8 protein-coding genes are annotated in these 16,922 nt (G+C 50.5%); 6 read left to right on the top strand and 2 right to left on the bottom strand.

Features of this window, described 5'->3' with window-relative positions; genetic code table 11:
- Nucleotides 1-5 precede the first annotated feature (5 nt).
- Complete coding sequence (locus ACO1NT_RS03225) at nt 6-731, bottom strand: hypothetical protein (RefSeq protein WP_449046958.1); 726 nt, start codon at nt 729-731, stop codon at nt 6-8.
- Between the two features lie 161 nt (nt 732-892).
- Nucleotides 893-1,672 carry a DUF4197 domain-containing protein gene (locus ACO1NT_RS03220; protein WP_449046957.1) on the bottom strand — a complete coding sequence of 260 codons (780 nt, stop codon included), beginning with the start codon at nt 1,670-1,672 and terminating at the stop codon, nt 893-895.
- 274 nt (nt 1,673-1,946) lie between these two features.
- Here ACO1NT_RS03220 and ACO1NT_RS03215 point away from each other — a divergent pair, with 274 nt between their 5' ends.
- The 6 genes from ACO1NT_RS03215 to ACO1NT_RS03190 all read left to right on the top strand — a co-directional run bounded on the left by ACO1NT_RS03215 (nt 1,947) and on the right by ACO1NT_RS03190 (nt 16,829).
- Nucleotides 1,947-4,367: an ABC transporter permease gene (locus ACO1NT_RS03215; RefSeq protein WP_449046956.1), complete on the top strand. Its 2,421-nt coding sequence runs from the start codon at nt 1,947-1,949 to the stop codon at nt 4,365-4,367.
- Nucleotides 4,368-4,441: 74 nt separating this feature from the next.
- Nucleotides 4,442-6,814, top strand: a complete 2,373-nt coding sequence (locus ACO1NT_RS03210) for an ABC transporter permease (protein WP_449046955.1) — start codon at nt 4,442-4,444, stop codon at nt 6,812-6,814.
- A gap of 74 nt (nt 6,815-6,888) precedes the next feature.
- Complete coding sequence (locus ACO1NT_RS03205; protein ID WP_449046954.1) at nt 6,889-9,285, top strand: ABC transporter permease; 2,397 nt, start codon at nt 6,889-6,891, stop codon at nt 9,283-9,285.
- Between the two features lie 105 nt (nt 9,286-9,390).
- Nucleotides 9,391-11,832 (top strand): FtsX-like permease family protein, encoded by a 2,442-nt coding sequence (locus tag ACO1NT_RS03200; protein ID WP_449046953.1) that lies wholly within the window; start codon nt 9,391-9,393, stop codon nt 11,830-11,832.
- Between the two features lie 76 nt (nt 11,833-11,908).
- Nucleotides 11,909-14,368, top strand: coding sequence for an ABC transporter permease (locus ACO1NT_RS03195; protein ID WP_449046952.1), 2,460 nt, complete (start codon nt 11,909-11,911; stop codon nt 14,366-14,368).
- Nucleotides 14,369-14,405: 37 nt separating this feature from the next.
- Nucleotides 14,406-16,829, top strand: coding sequence for an ABC transporter permease (locus ACO1NT_RS03190; protein WP_449046951.1), 2,424 nt, complete (start codon nt 14,406-14,408; stop codon nt 16,827-16,829).
- The last annotated feature ends 93 nt before the right edge of the window (nt 16,830-16,922 follow it).

The raw sequence follows: 16,922 nt of genomic DNA, 5'->3' as shown, positions 1-16,922 counted from the left end.
CTCGGTTACTTATTGGGCAATTCGTTCAGCAGCTGATTATACATATTTTCAAATGTCTCCCAATCCATATTTCCTCCGTAATCCGTAATAAGCCACAGCAAGGTTTGAATCGTATCTTCGAGTTCATCATACGCTTGGGTGGTTGTACCATCAACCCAATAATCGGAAATCTCGATCTTTTTACGGCTAAGGTCATTCACCAGCCGCTCCAAAAGCTTACTGTTCGTTGTGGGTCCGAAGGTATAAATGGCATCCGAATCAGCGGCACTCCGGCTGGCGTTTCCACAGTAGGTATGTAGGGCGAAACGGGTAGTGGTCTTTGGCGGGAGGACAATCGTGGTTGTTTCCAGTACCACACCGTGCTGATACTCGGTCGTTTCAGACACGATAATCAGTCCTCCGGGAAGTTTAATGGTTATCGGCTGGTCTTTGTCGTTCCGAAGTGCAACACACACGGTCACATAATATCCACTCCCGATATGTTTTACCTCTTCACCACAGTCATCGCCGGTGATTGTTCCATCCACAACAACGCCATCCGGAAGCTGGAATGGGGTGCCCTGCGGCGTGCCGGAGATCTCTCCGAAGCCAACAACGTTACCCATTTCGACCTTCAACGCCTCCTCATCTTCCGGGGTAGGGTCGTTATCTTTACTACACGACATCGCGGCAAAACCAATTACCAGCATGGCCAAGACCGATAAAACATGGCACTGGCGGATCTTCTTCATTACGTAATTCATGTTCATTTTTTTAGACAGACAATTTTGCCGCAAGATAGCCCCTCGCGAGCCACGCCAGCAATACCTATTTATAGGTATTTATAGGCGCCCTGAAGTCCATTTTCCCTACAATGGCATACTCGCAATCCAGCTCCATGCTAACCGCGCGGCTAATCAATAGCGCCAAACACCTTCTTCAACAGTGAGGTGGTACGGAACACCGAATTGTCGCGGATGGCACTTTCTTTTTCGGCAACCATCTTGAATACGCCACTGACCGTTTCCTGCGTAACGTAGCTGTTTAAATCCGTTTCGATAGATTGCTTGGTTATCCCATTATACTTGCCGATGATCTGTTCCCAGATTTTGTCCGCTCCCACTTTCCCTAGCGACCCTTCCACCTTGGGCTTGAATGCCGCAAAAAGCTGTTCGGAGGTTTTACCCTTTAGGTAATTGGTTGCCGCAACACTGTCGCCAAGTAAGATATTCTTTGCGTCATCAAAGGTCATCGATGTAATGGCATTGGCGAATATGGGCACACCCTCCTGTACGGCATCTTCTGCCGCCCGGTTAAGCAACAGCAGCCCTTGATCGGCCAAGCTGCCCAGTCCGATGCCGCGCAAGGTGGCGTCCACTTTTCTGAGTTTCTCCGGCAGTAAAATTTTAACCAGCTCATTCTTAAAAAAACCATCCTCGGTACCGAGTTTCTGTATCCCTTCTTTTACGCCCATGTTCAATGCTTCCTTCAGTGCTCCGGACATTTCTCCGGTGGAGATGCCTGTCAGGTCCACATTGCTTTTTTTCTTATCCTCACTGGCCTCGCCTTCCTGCTTATCTTTTACCGCTTTCTTCACCTTGTCAAAGATGCTTTGCGCCTGGGCACCTGGCATCGTCAATAGCCCAACCATGGCCACTAGATAAATGGCTCGCTTTATATTACCTCTAACCATCTGATTTGTGTTATCTTTAATTTACACGGCCAAAGATACAAATTTGGTTTTGCGGCATTGTATCGAATGCGAAGCTCCTACATAGCCAAAGCGGAGGTACAGGCATCCATGGAAGTGTCCGCAAGCGAACATCAGGTGTTCGATATCGAACACTATTGAAACAAGAAAACTACACAATTGACTAATAATCAATTCAGTATTGTTTTGGCGCAGTTGCTGTTAGCTGCTAAATTAAAGTGTACGACCAGGAAATGAAGGAGCAAACAGCCGGAAAATGATAACGAACTACCTTAAAATAGCCTGGCGAAACATCATTCGCGAAAGGCGCACATCGCTCATCAATTTGATGGGGCTCTCTTTGGGGATTGCCTCTGCATTGATTTTATTTGTCATCGTACAATACGAATGGAGTTACGACCGCTTCCATAAAAACTATGATCATATCTATCGCATTGTTACGGAGACGAAGCGCGAAAACTCGTCCGATTACAACGCCGGGGTCGCCGCCGCCTTGCCCCAGGCGCTGCGTGTAGACGCACCGCAACTGCAGGCTGTCGTACCGCTATTGGCAACCGGCGGGCAGGTAGACGTGATAGATAAAAATCGGGAAAACCCAATCGATAAATATTCCGAACAGGTCGTTTTTACGACGGCCGATTTTTTCCGGCTTTTTGATGCTACTTGGTTAGCGGGAGAGGCAGAAGCTTTGTCAGCCCCTAATCGTGTGGTTCTCGATCGAGAAACGGCTACCCGCTTCTTCGGCTCGTGGCAGCAGGCCGTGGGGCAACAGCTCCAATTGGCCAATACCATTCCCCTGCAAGTAGCCGCCGTTGTGGAGAACGCTCCGCAAAACAGCAACTTCCCCTATCACCTGCTCGTCTCCTTCCCCACCTTGGAGGCAAACCCAAACCTGTTTGACTATCATCCCGATGATTGGAACAGCATAAGCAGCAGTTTCCAAACGTACGTATTACTAGATCGTAAGGAGAACGAAGCCACCATTGGCCGACAACTGGATGGGCTGGCCAAGAAATATTTTGGCGATGACGGACGAAACCGATTCCTCCATCTGCAGCCGCTCAATGATGTCCATTTCGACATGCGCTACGGCGGTCTGGTCGACGGACAATTGGTCAAACGGTCCACATTAACCACGCTAACGCTCATCGGGATATTCATCCTCCTCATGGCGGCCATCAATTTCATCAACCTCAGCACCGCACAGGCGCTGGGCAAAGGCAAGGAAATCGGTGTGCGAAAAGTATTGGGGGGCTCCAGGAAGGGCCTGATTGCCCAATCGTTCACGGAAACCTTCGTGCTCGTCTTGCTTTCTATGGTCGTGGCGGTCGGCATGGCTTATGCCGCGCTCCCCTATGTGCATCACTTTTCCAACATACCCAATCACCCCGCGTTGCTGCAAGGGAATACCGCGCTATTTCTGGGCATCGCCGTTGCGGCTATGACCTTGCTATCGGGTGGCTATCCGGCACTTATCCTTTCTGGCTTTACGCCCATTGCCGCCCTCAAGAATAAAATCAATACCGCCCAGTTGGGGGGCATTCCCGTGCGGAAAGGTTTGGTGGTTGCGCAATTCGCCATTGCCCAATTGCTGATGATCGGTACACTGGTTGCCGTGCAGCAAATGGCATTTATCCGGAATGCGGACCTCGGGTTCAACAAGGAAGCGCTGTATGTGGTTCAGGTACCTTCGGACGACCGCTCGAACCCACGAATGGACGTGTTCAAACAGCAGCTCTTGCAGGTGCCGCAGATCAAGTCGGTGAGCCTGGCGAGCGATGTCCCTTCGTCGGGCAACAAATGGCAATCGAATTTCTATTTCGATGGCAGGGAATCAGGCGACGACATTCCGTTTCCCACGGCCATGAAATTCGCGGATGCCGATTATTTTGACAACTATGCCTTGACCTTTGTTGCCGGTGATGCCTATGCAGAAAGCGATACCGCCAAAGCCGCGGTGATCAACGAAACCATGGTGCATAAATTGGGATTGCCAAGCGCTGAGGACGCGATAGGTAAGCGAATCCGTATAGGGTTCATGGATAATTGGATGACCGTCGCCGGCGTGGTAAAAGATTTTATCCCCAATTCGCTGCGGGAAGAAATCAGTCCGCTCATCATCACCACCTTGAAAAGCAACTACTCCGTAGCTGGCATTAAACTGGAAAACGGCGCTGGGAAAAACACCCTCGCAGCCATCCAGCAACGGTTTGAACAGCTGTACCCCGAGCATTATTTTCAAGCCGATTTCCTCGACGACAGCATCGCCGAATTCTATGAACAGGAAGAAAAGATGGCGTTGGTATACCAACTGTTCGCGGTATTGTCGCTGGTCATTTCAAGCATCGGTCTATACGGCATGGTATCCTTTATGCTGGGCCAGAAAGTAAAGGAAATCGGCATCCGGAAAGTGCTCGGTGCAAGCATAGCAAGCATCATATACCTTTTTTCGAAGGAGTTCATATACATGGTGGCCCTGGCATTCTGTGTGGCCGCCCCGATTGCGTATTACTTCATGCACGACTGGCTCGCTAATTTCACGTATCGCATCGATTTGGGAATTGGACTGTTTTTAACCGTGGTCTTATCCGCCTTATCCATCGCTATGCTCACCATTGGCGTCAAGGCTTTCCGGGCAGCGGTGGCCAATCCAGTTGATTCTTTACGTGATGAATAATTGGTGAAAGATGCAGCAAAGATGAAAAGAGCAAGGAGTAAAGACAGGCTTGTCTAATGTCTAATGTCTGAAAAATGATAAAGAACTATTTCAAAACCGCGTGGCGAAACCTAAAGGAACACAAGTTTCATACGTTTGTAAACATTAGTGGGTTGGCATTTGGCCTTGCCACGGCCATTTTGTTACTCCTTTGGGTGCAACATGAGCGAAGCTACGATCGCTTTCATAAGGATTATTCCCGCATCCACCGGATCATCCCCCATATGGATGCCAACACCGTTTGGGAAGGGGTACCCGGACCGCTGGCCGTATATGCCCAATCTGTACCCGAAGTCGAGGCTATTGTACGTGTGATGGCATGGAGCGGCCTAGTACTGGCAACCGGAGACCGAAGCACCGTGCTGGACGATTTCACGGTAGCCTACGTAGACAGCACGTTCCTAACACTATTCGACTTCGGATTGCTCAAAGGAAAGACCATGCCGCTATTTCCCGACCCAAACAGTATCATCCTGACCGAGTCGACCGCAAAAAAATTCTTTGGCGAGGATGACCCCATGGGCAAGGTACTCCAACTCCGGGGAGAAAACTTTACCGTTGCGGGGGTGTTGCGGGACTTTCCTGATAATTCGTCTCTGGCCTTTGACGCCGTGCAGCCCATGGCTCATTATGCCCAGCGATTTACGGCCAACGGTGGAAACGGAGACTGGAAAACCATCGACACCGATTTGGGCAACTATGCCTTCAAAACCTTTGTCAAATTACATAGTGACGCAAACCCAGAAACCGTCGGCCAAAAGTTCACCCAACTTTACAAAGATGCACGAAATGGGGAAAGCACTACCGTGTTCAAGCTGCAACCACTTGCCGACCAGCACTTGGTCAGCGTCGACGGAAACACTTCGGCCGCAAGGATGGTACAGGTCTTTTTGCTTATCGCTATCCTCGTGTTGGCTATTGCAGCTATCAACTACGTCAACCTCACTACCGCCCGCGCACTGGTACGAGCCCGGGAAGTCGGCATCCGGAAAGTTGTCGGCGCCAGCAAGGTGCAATTGTTCTTGCAGTTTATAGCGGAGACCGCCTTGCTGTTCTGCTTTGCGCTGTTGATTGCCATCGGGTTGATCGTCTTACTCCTGCCGCTGTATAACAACATCGCCGGCAAGCAACTTCACTTTTCGCTGGCGAACACGGAAATGTGGAAAGTCGTCGGGTATTCGGCGGTAGGCACGTTAGTGGCGGCATCGATTTATCCGGCGCTCCTCTTATCCGGCTTCCAGCCACTGCAGGTGATGAAAGGCAAAATGGCTTCCGGTAGAAGCGCCTCGCTACTGCGCAAGGTACTTGTAGTTTTCCAGTTTTCCATCTCCATGGTGCTCATCGTTGCCACACTGGTTATCAGCCGCCAAATGGCCTACATGCGGAAGGTTGATCTCGGTTACGATAAAAGTTACGTGTTCAGTGCGTCGCTTCCCGATGCAGCGGTGGAACATATCGACGCCGTTAAGAATGAGTTAACGAACCATCCCGGAATTGTCAGTATAGCGCTTTCGAATGTCAATGATATTACCAATATGGATAATTCGACCGGTGACCTTGACTGGCCTGGGAAACCGGAAAATAGTGGTCTCATCATTTCGCAATCGTTGATTGACGGGAATTTCATTCCTACTATGGGCATCGAACTATTGGAAGGGCGGAACTTAACCGGTACTGCGGCCGATAGCAATTTGTATGTTGTTAATGAAGCAGCCGTGCGAGCGATGGGCCTCACTCCTCCTTATGTTGGTACGCCCATCAGTTTTCACGACCGACCGGGAACCATTGTCGGTGTGGTTAAGGATTTTAACTTTAAACCCCTCAAGGAGAAAATTAGCCCGCTGCTCTTCTTCAATTGGTGGACGGGCAATCGGTTGTACGTCCGTACCACAGCAGCAGAGGCGGCGAACGCTATCAAGGCCGTGGAACGGCAGTACAAAAAATACGCAGGCGACACACCTGCCCCTTTCCGGTACGAATTTGTAGACCAGCAGTTTGAAGCCAAATACCGGGCAGATCAGCGTGCGGGCCTGCTATTCAATATTTTCGCCTGTATTGCCATTTTTATTTCCTGCCTCGGCCTGTTGGGGCTTTCTACGTACACCGTACGGCAACGGGTGAAGGAAATCGGAATCCGCAAGGTGCTAGGCGCGAGTGTGAGCAGCATCGTGGGGTTACTATCCAGCGGATCGCTCTGGTTAATATTGATTTCGGTCGTCCTAGGGACACCTATCGCATGGTGGACGATGAGCAACTGGTTGGACGACTTCGCTTATCGGATTGAAATCCAGTGGTGGATGTTTGTCGTAGCGGGTTTGGCCGCGTTGCTGATTGCGTTGTTAACGGTTAGCTTCCAGGCGATCAAGGCGGCGGTAGCAAATCCAGTTGATTCTTTACGTGATGAATAATTGGTGAAAGATGGAGCAAAGATGAAAAGAGCAAGGAGTAAAGACAGGCTTGTCTAATGTCTAATGTCTGAAAAATGATAAAGAACTATTTCAAAACCGCGTGGCGAAATCTTTGGAAAAACAGGTTATACGGCTCGATAAACATCGCTGGGTTAGCCATCGGACTAGCTAGTTTCCTGGTTATTTTGCTGTACCTCAACCACGAACTAAGCTACGACAGGTGGAGTCCAGAACTGGAAAAGGTATATAAGGTTTCCTTGCGGGGCGAGGAAGACATCCTCAGAACCACGCCCGCACCGCTGGCTACTTTACTTCGTGAAAATGTCTCACAGGTCGCTTCCGCTACCAGCATTATGGGGTCAAGCAGCTTTGAAATCCCGCTTACGGCGGGCGACCGACAAATTTACCAGGGCAACACCGTATCTGCCGATTCGCTGTTCTTCAGGGTATTCCCCTATACCCTCGTTCGGGGCGACGCGCTCACAGCACTGGACAAGCCCAATGCCATGGTCATCAGCGAGCGGGTAGCAGCAAAGCTGTTTGGAAAGGAGGACCCACTGGGCAAAACGGTCCGGGTGTTTAACGGCTTTGATTGCGAAGTGACGGCGATATTGCAAACGCCGGATAAGCCGTCGCACATGGAAGTCGAACTGGTATACCGATCGCCTTATGAAAAATCCAACTTCCACTGGGGCAACCATTCCTTCCAAACTTATATAAAAACCAAGCAACCCTTGCCCGTTGTAGACATCGAACGTGTAGTTGATGAAGTTTATTACGATCAACGGCTCAAAGAAGAAGCAGGATTATCCTACGAGGCATTCCACGGTGAAGGCCATCAGGCCGGGTTGTTTGTGGATGCTCTCCGAGACCTGCATAACTTTCCCAAACACGGAGACAGTAATATCACCACGGTTTCGGTACTGTTGGTACTGGCTGCCTTGTTGTTGCTTGCGGGCGCCATCAATTTCAGCAACCTATCCATTGCGGCCTCGATCCGCCGAGCCAAAGAGGTAGGCGTGAAAAAAGTGCTCGGTTCCAGTCGGTCGCGACTATTTTGGCAGTTTATGGGCGAAACGATGCTCCAATGCCTTGTTGCACTTGGCTTGTCAATGGTGCTTCTTAGTGTGATGCTTCCCTATTTCAATCGGGAGTTTGGTGTTGAACTGCATTTTTTCCAAACTGGAAATACGGCGGCATTGATGGTACAGGTTGGATTAAGTCTATTGGTGATTATGCTCCTATCGGGATTGTACCCCGCGGTGTTCCTCTCCCGGTACAACACCTCGAAGGTATTGAAAGGGGATTATTCGAGCGGAACCCGGGGAATGGCGCTCCGCAACGCCTTGATCGTCGCTCAATTCGCCGTTGCCGCCTTTTTCATTTTCGGCACCGTTGTGGTGAGCCGGCAGCTCCAATACCTGCAAAATAAAGACACGGGGTTTTCGGGCGAACAGGTACTGCGCATCCAGCCATACCTACAAAACTCCCGGGATGAGGGCTTCGGCGCTATACGGAACACGTTGCTCCAGATCCCGGGTGTGCAATCCGTTGCCAAGACCACAGCAGTACCGGGTGATGCCTATGTAGATACCTCCACGATGGCGTTCAAACACCACGGCGAAATCTATCGGATGACATCCGTGAAAATCAGTGCCGATTACTTTGATGCCTTGAATATAGACCTCGTGAAAGGGCGATTGCTTAACGACAGCTACGTAGACCAGCATACACAATCGGCAGTTGTCAATGAAGCCGCGGCGAAGCAGCTGGGCCTTCAGCAGGCAGGCGAGACCTTAATCACGTTCCCCTATTGCGACAGCATCCCCGTGCGGGTGGTAGGTGTTGTGCGCGATTTCAACGTGATGGGTTTCGAGCAACGCATCCTGCCGGCCGTATACACCATTGGCAATACGGCCTGTGTATTTCAATCGGGCGGAGCCATCTTGGTGAAGCTAGGTGGAAACGACCTCCGGCAGACCGTGGCCGATATCGAAGAGGCATGGAAAACCATTGAGCCGGCCTTTGCCATACGTCACACGTTTCTCGACAGTCATTTCCAACAGCTTTTTGCCGGCCACCTACGGCTACAACGCGTGGTTAATTTCTTTGGCATGACGGCCATTACCATCGCCCTGATGGGGTTGTTTGCGCTGACTGCATTTCTGGTCAGCCAGCGAACCAAGGAAATCAGCATCCGAAAAGTGCTGGGTGCGGGTATCACGGACCTTGGCTGGCTGCTGGGCAGGGATTTCATAAGGCTCATCGCGATTGCGGTTCTCATCGCTGTTCCCGCCGGATGGTGGGCCGCCAACGAGTGGCTCCAAGGGTTCGCCTACCACATTAAATTGTCAGGATGGCTGTTTGTTTCGGCCGCAGGGGGTGTGCTCGCCATAGCTGCCTTAACGGTGGGAGTCCATACACTGAAAGCCTTACGGGCAAATATTGCCGATAACCTGAGGGATGATTGATTCATGGAATAACGATAAAAAAGAATAAGGATAAAAAAGAACAAGGAGTAAAGTCAGGCCAGCCTGTTGTCTAGTGTCTGTTATCTAGCGTCTCATATCTAAAAAATGATGAACAATACTTTCAAAACCACGCTCCGCCACCTGTGGCGCAACCGCCTCTTCACGGCGCTAAATGTCGTCGGCCTCGCCATTGGCATCAGTGCCTGCTGGATTATCTTCCGCATGGTGGATTACGAGTACAGTTTCGACAAGCAACTGCCCGCTGCCGAACAGATTTTTCAGTTGGTTAGTAAAAGTCGTGATAAAGACGGTCGGGAAGGTGGTTTCGCCGGTATCGAAAAACCGGTCGTTAATGTTTTACGCCATGACATATCGGGCACGGAATTGGTCATCCCCATGTTTTACAGATACTATAATACAGTATCTGTACAGGCCGGGCAAGGACAAACTCCCACCGTCTTCGACCGGAGTACCGAACAAGTGACTACCCTACCCAGCTATTTTGATCTCATCACTTACCGATGGCTAGCAGGCGATAAGAAGACTGCGCTCAATGCACCCGACCAAGTAGTGCTTACGGAAAAGAAAGCACGGGAATATTTCCCCGACTTAACCCCCGACCAGGTATTGGGGAAAACCCTTATTTATGATGACACCTTGCATAAACAGGTATCGGGTGTTGTCGCTGCCCTTGACTATCCCAATAGCTTCAACCGAAACAACACCGAATTTATGCGCATCAGCGAAGCCGACCTGAACGAGGGTCCCTGGGGCGGAATGAGCTCCAACGATCTGGTGTTTGTGAAGGCGCTGCCCCATACCGATCCGCAGGATATTGTAGATCAGGTGAATGTGTTTTGCCGGAAGTTCAATGCCGAGCAGTTTGCCAAATACCATTACGAGCACTGGTATGAATTGTTACCCTTGTCTGAAAGGCATTTTGCTACGAACTACGGCGCGCAGACGCGCACCGCAAATAAGAACGTATTGTATGGGCTGATGGCCGTGGGTGCCTTCCTCTTGGCGCTGGCCTGCATCAATTACATCAACCTCAGTACGGCCTTGCTGCCCCAACGGGCCCGCGAGATCGGCATCCGCAAAACCCTGGGCAGCACAGCAGGCGCGCTTATCCGGTACTTTATCGGTGAAACATTTATGGTAACACTACTTGCGCTGGCCCTATCCTTTCTGCTCACTTTCCTTGCCAGCAGATTATTTTCTGCATTCTTGCCGGAGGGTATGTTTGACTACGTGGACTATGGCAGCATGCTGCTGTTCACACTGCTCCTTGTCGCCGTGATCTCATTGCTTTCGGGACTCTATCCGGCTTTCCTATCCACGCGCATCAGCACCGTCAACGTATTGAAAGGCCAGACCAAAAATGTCGTCGGGCGAAACCGGCTGTCGCTCCGCAAAGGCCTGATTGTCTCCCAGTTTCTGGTGGCCCAGGTATTCATCGTTTCCGCTGTCATCATGGGGCAGCAACTCCGATACACGCTAAACAAAGATCTGGGGTTCAACAAAGAGGCTGTTATCACGGTAGATGTGCCTTATAAAGTATTCAACCGGCCTGAGAACAAGAACAAAGAGTTTGTGCTGCTCAACGAGCTAAAACGACTGCCCGGGCTCGCCGGTGTGGCCCTAGGTGACCGTCCGATGGATAATCGTATGGTGAGCAATTTGTATAGTTATTTCCGGGATACCGTTGAAATCCAACAGGCGTTGCATATGAAAATAGCCGATACGGCTTACATCGGTCTTTATGGAATGGAACTGATTGCCGGCCGCAATTTCCGACCTTCGGATACCATCAATGAAATGGTCATCAACAAAAAAGCAGTAGCGGCTTATGGGTTTTCGTCGCCAGAAGAGGCCATCGGCAAACTGCTGGTGCTCCCATCCAATGGCAATACCTATCCCATCGTAGGGGTGGTAGACGATTTCCATCAGATGGGGCTGCGGGCAGCGATTCCGCCGGCGGTCATTACTTCAGCCAAAAACCGCCTGCATACGTTCAACATCAAACTACCCAAAGAGCCCGCCCAATGGCAGGGAGCTATCGGAGCCATCGAAAAAGAATGGGACGATGTGTATGCCGGCATTCCGTTTGAATACCGTTTCTATGATAAATTCATCGAAGAATATTACGAAGACGACCGTAATACCCAAACACTGGTTCGCGCCGCCACCGGCATCACCATCTTTATCAGTTGCCTTGGGTTGTTCGGGCTGGCCACACTGATGGCGTTCCAACGGTCGAAAGAAATCGGCATCCGTAAGGTGCTGGGTGCCACCGTGTCGGGCATCGTGGGATTGTTATCGAAGGATTTCGTGAAATTGGTGCTGTTGGCCGTGCTGATTGCCACACCCATTGCCTGGTGGATGATGAACAAATGGCTAGCCGATTTTGTATACCGCATTGACATCCGTTGGTGGATGTTCGCCCTTGCGGGGGTGGGTGCCGTCGCGATTGCGTTGGCCACGGTAAGCTGGCAGGCCATACGGGCGGCGGCGGCCAATCCAGTGGATAGTTTGAGGGATGAGTGATTTGTTGATTAAAGATTTAAAGAACAAGGAGTAAAGACCCGCCGGTCTGTTGTCTAATGTCTTAATAGCTTATAAAATGATAAAGAACTACATAAAAACCACCTTTCGCCACCTTTGGCGCAACCGGCTGTTTACCGGGCTGAATATCTTTGGTTTGGCCATCGGCATCAGCGCCTGCTGGATTATTTACCGCATCATCGATCACGAATTCAGCTACGATGCGGGCTTGCCCAATAGCGAGCGCATCTTCAAGGTCATCAGTTCATTCAACCGGGACGGTAAGCAATCCGCGATAGGCGGGGTATCAGCGCCATTGCCGCAGGGCATAGTGGATGAGATAAGCGGAGTGGACTATGTAGTGCCGGCCTTCCGTCGATGGGCTTACCACGCCGAAATCAAGCGAGAAAACCAGCCCCCATTTGTAAAGGAAGAGCCTGAGGGCATCGTAGCTACAAATGCCACTTACTTCGAAATGCTCCCTTATCGGTGGTTGGCCGGCGATAAGCGTACGGCACTGGATGCACCCGAAAGTGTCGTGCTCACGGAAAGCCGTGCTAACCTGTATTTTCCGAATATCAAACCCGAAGCCGTGCTGCACCAAACCATCACCTACTACGGGCAGGATACCGTGACCCGTACCGTAACCGGGGTGGTTGCCGACTATGATACCCCTTCCGAATTCACCGGTCAGGAATTTGTTTTACTACCGAAAATTGCCTACGAGACCAATCAGTGGACGAATACCAACGGCACCGATCGGCTGTACCTGCAGTTTGGCGAGGGTATAAGCGTGGCCACCAAGCTGCAAGAAATCAATGAACTAGATGCACGCCATTGGGCAGCACTCGCCGAAGAGCAGGGAAAAACGGGTGCTCTCACACGCAGCAGGACCTACGAGTTCCTCCCCATTCGAGACGTCCACTTTGCCACCCACGTGGCCGAGTGGGGGGTGGCCAAAACCAGCAAGCCCGTCATGTATGGCCTCATCGGAATCGGCATCTTCTTATTGCTGCTCGCCTGCATCAACTACATCAACATGAGTGTGGCCCAAATCCCACAGCGGGGGAAGGAAATCGGTGTACGCAAAACACTCGGCGGCGGCCGTTGGCAGCTGATTAGCCAGTTCCTTAGCGAAACCCTGGTCGTCTCCCTTATGGCATCCATACTGGCTTTCGCCTTTGCTCGCTTAGGCTTCTGGCTACTGGAAGATATCATCCCCGTGGGTGTTTCCCTCCAAAGCAATGTTTATCAATTGATCGGCTTCATCCTTGCGCTAACGGTACTCATCAACCTCCTGGCTGGTCTCTATCCGGGCTGGCTGATTACCCGTGTAAAAACGGTTAATGTCTTCAAGAATTGGTTTGACGGCGCAACGCCAACACGTGGGTTTGGCTTGCAGAAAGTACTGATCGTTTTCCAGTTTACCATTGCACTGGTGTTCATCATCTGCACCATTATTGTAAGCACCCAACTACGCCACACCCTGAAGGCCGACATGGGTTTTAATAAAGAAGCGACGGTATTGGTGGACGTGCCGTGGAAATACCTTAACGACCCGCGCTACGAAGACAAACAATTTACGCTACTGCATGAAATCCGCACCCTGCCGGGCGTTTCCGGAGTGGCATTAGGAACGGCCCCGTTATCGTCCGGCTACTCATCCAGTCCGTTCGGCTACGAAGCCGATGGGAAAGAGCCCCTGGAAATCACCGGCTTCAAGAAGACCATCGATACCGCATACCTCGCACTGTATGACATGGCGTTGGTAGCAGGCCGGAATATCCATGCTTCCGACACCATTTCCGAATTTATCATCAACGAAACCGCAGCCAAAGCATTCGGGTTTGCCACCCCACAAGCGGCCATCGGCCAGTTTATCGGGCAGCGCGGCAATACCAAACATCCGATCGTTGGCGTGGTAAAAGACTTCCACACACAGGATTTTTACACGCCCATCAAATCGACGATCTTATCGAGCTACAAGGCAAACCTGTCCTCATTCAACATCAAGCTGGATAACAGCGATCCCAGCCGATGGCAGGCCACCTTGGAAGCGATTGGCAATAAATGGGCACAATTCTACCCCGCAGACGCCTATCAACACCGTTTTTATGACGAGACGCTGGAGGCCATGTACCGCCAAGAGCGACAGGTGGGCCGGCTGATTAACCTGGCGACAGCCATTACCATCGTCATCAGCTGCCTTGGCTTGTTCGGGCTGGCCACGCTAATCGCCTTCCAGCGTACCAAGGAAATCGGCATCCGTAAGGTGCTGGGCGCTACGGTAACGGGTATTGTGGGGTTGCTTTCAAAAGATTTCGTCAAATTGGTTTTGATTGCCGTCGTCATCGCTTCGCCGATAGCGTGGTGGGCCATGAACAACTGGCTCGCCGATTTCGCCTACCGCATCGATATCCAATGGTGGATGTTTGCCGCAGCGGGAGGGGCGGCGTTGGCGATCGCACTGGTTACCGTCAGCGGGCAAGCGATACGGGCGGCGGTGGCAAATCCGGTGGATAGTTTGAGGGATGAATGATGCATGGATTACAGACAAAAAGAGCAAAGATAGATCAATGATAAGGAACTATTTCAAAACCGCCTGGCGGAACCTGACCCGCAATAAATGGTCATCAAGCATTAATATTCTCGGACTTGCTATCGGATTGGCTACCTGTTTGATTATCTTGCTGTTTGTAAATCATGAGTTGGGTTACGACCGCTTTCATAAAAAGGCCGACCGCATTGCGCGTATTTACTTTGAGGGCAATGTGCAGGGTGAAAAAATGAAAGAAACGGTGGTGATGGCACCAGTAGCGGAAACCCTGAAAAAAGATTTTCCCGAAGTGGAGGATGCCACCAGGCTCCGAAGCTATGGTTGGGCTCCCCAGCTGGCTGTGCATGACCATGTGTTCAAACAGGATGCATTGGCCTACGTGGATGCAAATTTCTTCGATGTATTCACACTTCCCTTTATCAATGGAGACCCTAAAACGGCCCTGGTAGAACCCAACACGGTTGTACTCACCAAGGCTATCGCCCAAAAATATTTCGGTGATGAAGAAGCGCTGGGGCAAATCATCCATTTTAAAACGGAGGATAAAGCGCCTATGAAGGTAACAGGTGTGATTGAAAATATCCCGCTGAACAGTCACTTTCAATTTGGGCTTTTGACTTCTATGAATAGCCTTGATGATGCAAGGCAGCAAAACTGGATGAATTCAAACTACTACACCTATGTGCTGTTAAAAGATAGAAGGGATTTTGAAAAGTTAAACGCAAAAGTGCCGCTGCTGGTTGATACCTACATCGGCCCGCAGATGAAAGATGGCATCGGCCAAACGCTAGCCGAATTCAGGAAGAGCGGCAGCAACCTCACTTTCCAACTACAGCGGCTTACCGATATTCACTTGTATTCAGATTTTCCTTACGACCTGAGTGCACCGGGGGACGTTCGTTATGTGTATATTTTCAGTGCTATTGCATTGTTTATGTTGTTGATAGCTTGTATCAATTTCATGAACCTTTCCACGGCCGAGGCCGCTAAACGCACACGTGAAGTCGGCATACGCAAAGTGCTCGGTTCGTTAAAAAGCGAATTGGTAAAACAATTCCTGATGGAAACGATCCTCATCGCAGCGATTGCATTATTGCTTTCACTTTTATTGATAAAAGGCGCACTACCGTTTTTCAACGACCTTTCGGGATTGCAGTTAACGCTCAGCTTCACCGAAAAACCATGGATGATACCTGCTTTGATAGGTGCCGTCCTCATCACAGGGTTGCTTGCCGGAAGCTACCCCGCATTTTACCTTTCTTCATTTAAACCCGTGGCGGTGTTGAAAGGAAAATGGAACCCCGTAAAAAATGGCGTGAGTTTCAGGAGCACATTGGTGGTGTTCCAGTTTTTCATCTCCATCATGCTCATGGTAAGTACCATCGTTGTTTACAAACAACTTTCCTATATACGCAATAAAGATGTGGGGTATGACAAAGACAAGGTAATGGTCATCTCCAATGTATGGGCATTGGGAAACAATATGGATGTTTTCAAGCAGCAACTGCAGAGCGATCCCGCGGTGACCCATGTAAGTGCTTCAAGGTATTTGCCTGCCGGCAGCAGTGATAACAACAATTTTTTTGTTTCTACCGAACAGGAACCCGATAGGCTTGTAAAAGCATTGCGGTACGAAATAGACGAACACTACATTTCAACGCTTGGTATACAATTGGAAAGTGGCAGAAATTTTTCTCAGCAATACGGTATGGATTCAGCGGCTGTCATCGTGAATGAGGCGGCCGTAAATGCGTTGGGGTGGAAAGGGGACCCCCTGGACCGAACCATCTCCCGAACCGGCAGCAATGGCAAAGAAACATATCGCGTAATCGGGGTGGTCAAAGACTTTCATTTCCGGTCGTTACACGAACGGATTTCGCCATTGATCATGGTGTTGGCTCCTGATCCGGGCAATCTCGTGGTAAAAATTAACACGGCCGATATTTCAGGCTTTACGGCAAAACTGCAACAACGATTTGCAGCGTATGGCGCAGAAGACCCGATGGATTATTCCTTTTTAGATGAGCGCTACAATAATACATACAAAGCGGAGCAAAAGATCGGGACGATACTGGGTATTTTTGCAATGCTCACCATTTTTATTGCCTGCCTGGGCTTATTTGGCCTTGCAAAATTTACGGCCGAGCAACGTACGAAAGAAATCGGCATCCGCAAGGTGCTCGGTGCCACCGTTACGCAGCTGTCGGCCATGCTCTCGAAAGATTTTTTAAAACTGGTATTGATTGCGGTGGCCATCGCCTCACCCATTGCTTGGTGGGCGATGAACCAGTGGCTGGCCGACTTCGCCTACCGCATCGACATCCAATGGTGGGTATTCGCCGCAGCCGGGCTGGCGGCAGTAGTGATTGCGCTGGCCACGGTAAGCTGGCAGGCCATACGGGCAGCGGCGGCCAATCCGGTGGATAGTTTGAGGGATGAATAACTGCACCATTGCACATTCTTGACAACTTGACAAGAAAATATTATCTTTGTCTATATGAAAACGATGACAGTTGGTGAATTCAAGACACGCTTT

Source organism: Parapedobacter sp. (assembly GCF_053550995.1).
This window is presented reverse-complemented; position numbering and strand designations above follow the sequence as displayed.